The 3,512-nt window shown below is 34.4% G+C and carries 2 protein-coding genes; both read left to right on the forward strand.

The features are described 5' to 3' along the window. On the forward strand, positions 1–1,587 hold a 1,587-nt coding region (locus RM529_RS16450; RefSeq protein ID WP_311485827.1), incomplete at its 5' end, for an HsdM family class I SAM-dependent methyltransferase. Next, positions 1,580–3,496, forward strand: a complete 1,917-nt coding sequence (locus RM529_RS16455) for a restriction endonuclease subunit S (protein ID WP_311485828.1) — start codon at positions 1,580–1,582, stop codon at positions 3,494–3,496. The genes RM529_RS16450 and RM529_RS16455, both read left to right, overlap by 8 nt. Positions 3,497–3,512 lie beyond the last annotated feature (16 nt).

Below are 3,512 nucleotides of genomic sequence, written 5' to 3' on the forward strand. Positions count from 1 at the left end.
CTTATTGATGACCTGAAGGCTGTTTGCGCAGGTTACGGTTTAGGGAATAGTAGTAGTGAATTTGATATCATTACTCAAGCATTTTTATATAAATATTTAAACGATAAATTCACAGACCAGCTTAAAAAAGTAAAACCTGCTCTGACAGAAGGAGAAAACTGGCAGGAAGAACTTGCCAAAATGGACGATGATGAATACCGCTTACTTGAGTTTGAATTAGAATCTAATGCAGCTTTTTTATTTCCACGGCATTTTATTACTTATTTATTTAATAGGCAGAATGACCCGGAGTTTGCGAAAACTTTAGATGATACTCTTATAGACATTAGCCAAAAAAACTCGGCAATATTTTCTGTTACCACCGGTGGAGGATCTAAAATTCAGTTGTTTGATCGCATTACCGAATTTGTAAAGGATTCAAGTAAACGTGATGATTTTGCACGGGCGATTATTAATAAATTGGTGAATGTCAATTTCGAAGGCATCATGGAAGAAGGATTTGATTTCTTTTCGACGATTTTTGAATACCTTATTAAAGACTATAATAATGATAGTGGAGGAAAATATGCGGAATATTATACGCCTCATTCAGTCTCAAAAATAATGGCAGCCATCTTGGTTCCCGAGTCGGTATCAGATGTTACTATTTATGATCCAAGTGCGGGAAGCGGGACCTTGCTAATGAATCTGGCACATTCTATTGGTCCTAAAAAGTGTACCGTATATTCCCAGGATATTTCTCAAAAATCATCAAACCTTTTAAGACTAAATTTAATTCTTAACAACCTTGTACATAGTATTGGAAATGTGATACAAGGTAACACTATGACAGCTCCTTTTCATAGGGAGAATGGACGTTTACGTAAGTTTAATTATATCGTAAGTAACCCGCCATTTAAATTAGACTTTAGTGACGACGTTGATGAATTAAAGAAAAAAATAAACCAGGATCGTTTTTTTGCAGGTATCCCGAATGTTCCCAAAAAGGCCAAAAACAAAATGGCTATTTATAGTATGTTTTTACAACATATTATGTTTTCACTGGCTGACGGTGGTAAGGCCGCCGTTGTTGTTCCAACTGGATTTATTACGGCACAATCCGGGATTGATAAAAAAATACGCCAACAACTGGTAGAAAACAAAATGCTGGCCGGGGTGGTAAGTATGCCTTCAAATATTTTTGCCACTACGGGAACCAATGTTTCTATTGTGTTTTTTGATAAAGCCAACGATGGCAAAGTAGTACTTATTGATGCCAGTAATTTAGGAACGAGCATAAAAGAAGGCAAAGCGCAAAAAACAGTTCTGTCTAAAGACGAAGAAAAACACATCATCAAAACATTTGTTAATAAAGAAGCTGTAGATGATTTTTCCATTGCGGTAGATTATGATGAAATCAAATCCAAAAATTATTCCCTAAGTGCCGGGCAATATTTTGAAGTGAAGATTGATTATCAAGAAATTTCCTTTGAAGAATACAATAACCTTATTAATGAGCACAAGAGTAATATTAAAAACCTATTTCTAGATTCAACAAGACTTGAAAATAAAATAGTTCATAATTTAGAAAACCTTTCTTATGAATAGTTGGTATAGGTTAGGGGATTATGTAGTGGATTCTTTGAAAGGAATAACTCCAAAATATGTAGATGAAAGTGATATAATTGTTCTAAATCAAAAGTGTATACGAAATAATTCTATAGATTATAAATTTTCAAGATTTCACGACGGGAATAAAAAGTTTAGTGAAAAAAAAATATTGAGAATTGGGGATATTCTATTTAATTCTACTGGACAAGGTACAGCGGGCAGATGTTGTTTTGTCAGAGATCTACCAAAAGACGAAACAGTTATTACAGATAGTCACATCTTAATATTAAGGATAGAGGATTTTTACTTAGCAGAATCCTTTTCTTATTCTTTTTATAATGAAGAGTTATTTATTCAAACTTTTATGGATGGCAGTACAGGTCAGGGGGAGCTTGATAAGTTAAGACTTTTCAATGTAGAGTTCAAATTGCCTGAAAAGCTAAAAAGAAAGGGTATATGCGAATTTTTAGGAGTTTTAAATGAAAAAATAGAAGTCAACCAAAAAATCAATCAGCAGTTAGAGGCAATGGCCAAGTTAGTGTATGATTTTTGGTTTGTACAGTTTGATTTCCCAATGTCAAAAGCTTATGCAGCATCCATCGGCAAACCGAGGTTAGCCGGAAAACCATATAAAGCTTCCAGCGGTAAAATGGTCTATAATGCCGAATTAAAACGTGAGATACCTAAAGGATGGGAAGATGGAACTTTATCTGATATTGCAGAAATAACGATGGGGCAGTCACCAGCTGGAAGTTCTTATAATCAGGAAGAGATAGGCACTGTTTTTTACCAAGGCTCAACCGATTTTGGTCTAAGATTTCCAGCTGTTCGGCAATACACAACAGAGCCGTCGAGAATGGCTCAAGAGGGAGATATTTTATTATCCGTTAGAGCACCTGTTGGAACAATTAACCAAGCAATGGAGGATTGCTGTATAGGTCGTGGTCTTGCTGCATTAAGGGAAAAGAAAGGTTCAATATCATATCTATGGAGTCAAATGGTCTATTTTAAGCAAATTTTTGACCGAAAAAATGCATCAGGAACTACTTTTGGAGCTATTACAAAAAATGAACTTTTTGGATTAAAAGTTTGTATTCCAAATGAACAAGTGTTAGATGATTTTAAAGAAATTGTTGATCCATTACACGATAAAATTATAGTTTGTTCAAAAGAAAACCAACGACTCGCCGAACTCCGCGATTGGCTATTACCAATGCTTATGAATGGGCAGGTGGGCATTAAAGAAGCATATAAGGAAGTTGATAATGAGTTCAATATCGCAGCGGAGGATAACGAAGGCTATAGGAAGAATTCAAATTTCGTAGATTCTCTTTTTGAAAACTTGAATTTTTACAAAGAGATTGCAGCTGTTCAATTAATTGAAGAGGAGACAACCGGAAGAACTCATGGTAAAACTGGGATTCAAAAGACAATGAGTAATCTTCAGCAAATTTTAAAAGAAGAGCGGTTAGAGAAAGTGAAATTTAAAGAAAGACCCTGGGGCATGTTCTCAGATACTATTGCTGAAAATATTGAGACTAACCCTTTCATTTATAAATTTAAACTTGAAAATGGTAGAAAGGTTTATAGAGTCAAACCGGAAGCAAAAAAGGAATTGCAAAACTGGATTAATTTAAATGAAAACAGATCATATATAACTTCGTTAAATCAAATTCTTTCGATTCATCAGGAGCCATTTATAAACAATGATATCTATAAAATGGAGCTTTTAAACACAGTGTATCGCTGCATGAGCAAGTTAGAATCCGATGACCTAGGTATTATCAGAGAGGCTATGAAGGATTGGCCTATGATAGAACCAAAGTATAAAAATAAAGCAGAGAAGTTCAGTGAAAAAGTAACCGCAAAAATGATGGATTTTATAAAGAAAAATCAATTAATATAATGCTTGCAGATGCTAC

The sequence above is a fragment of the Autumnicola edwardsiae genome, from assembly GCF_031846505.1.
Lineage (GTDB): Bacteria > Bacteroidota > Bacteroidia > Flavobacteriales > Flavobacteriaceae > Autumnicola > Autumnicola edwardsiae.

Coding starts and splice junctions, on each gene's coding strand:
- RM529_RS16455 (WP_311485828.1), top strand. CDS start 1,580: ATGAATAGTTGGTATAGGTTAGGGGATTATGTAGTGGATTCTTTGAAA.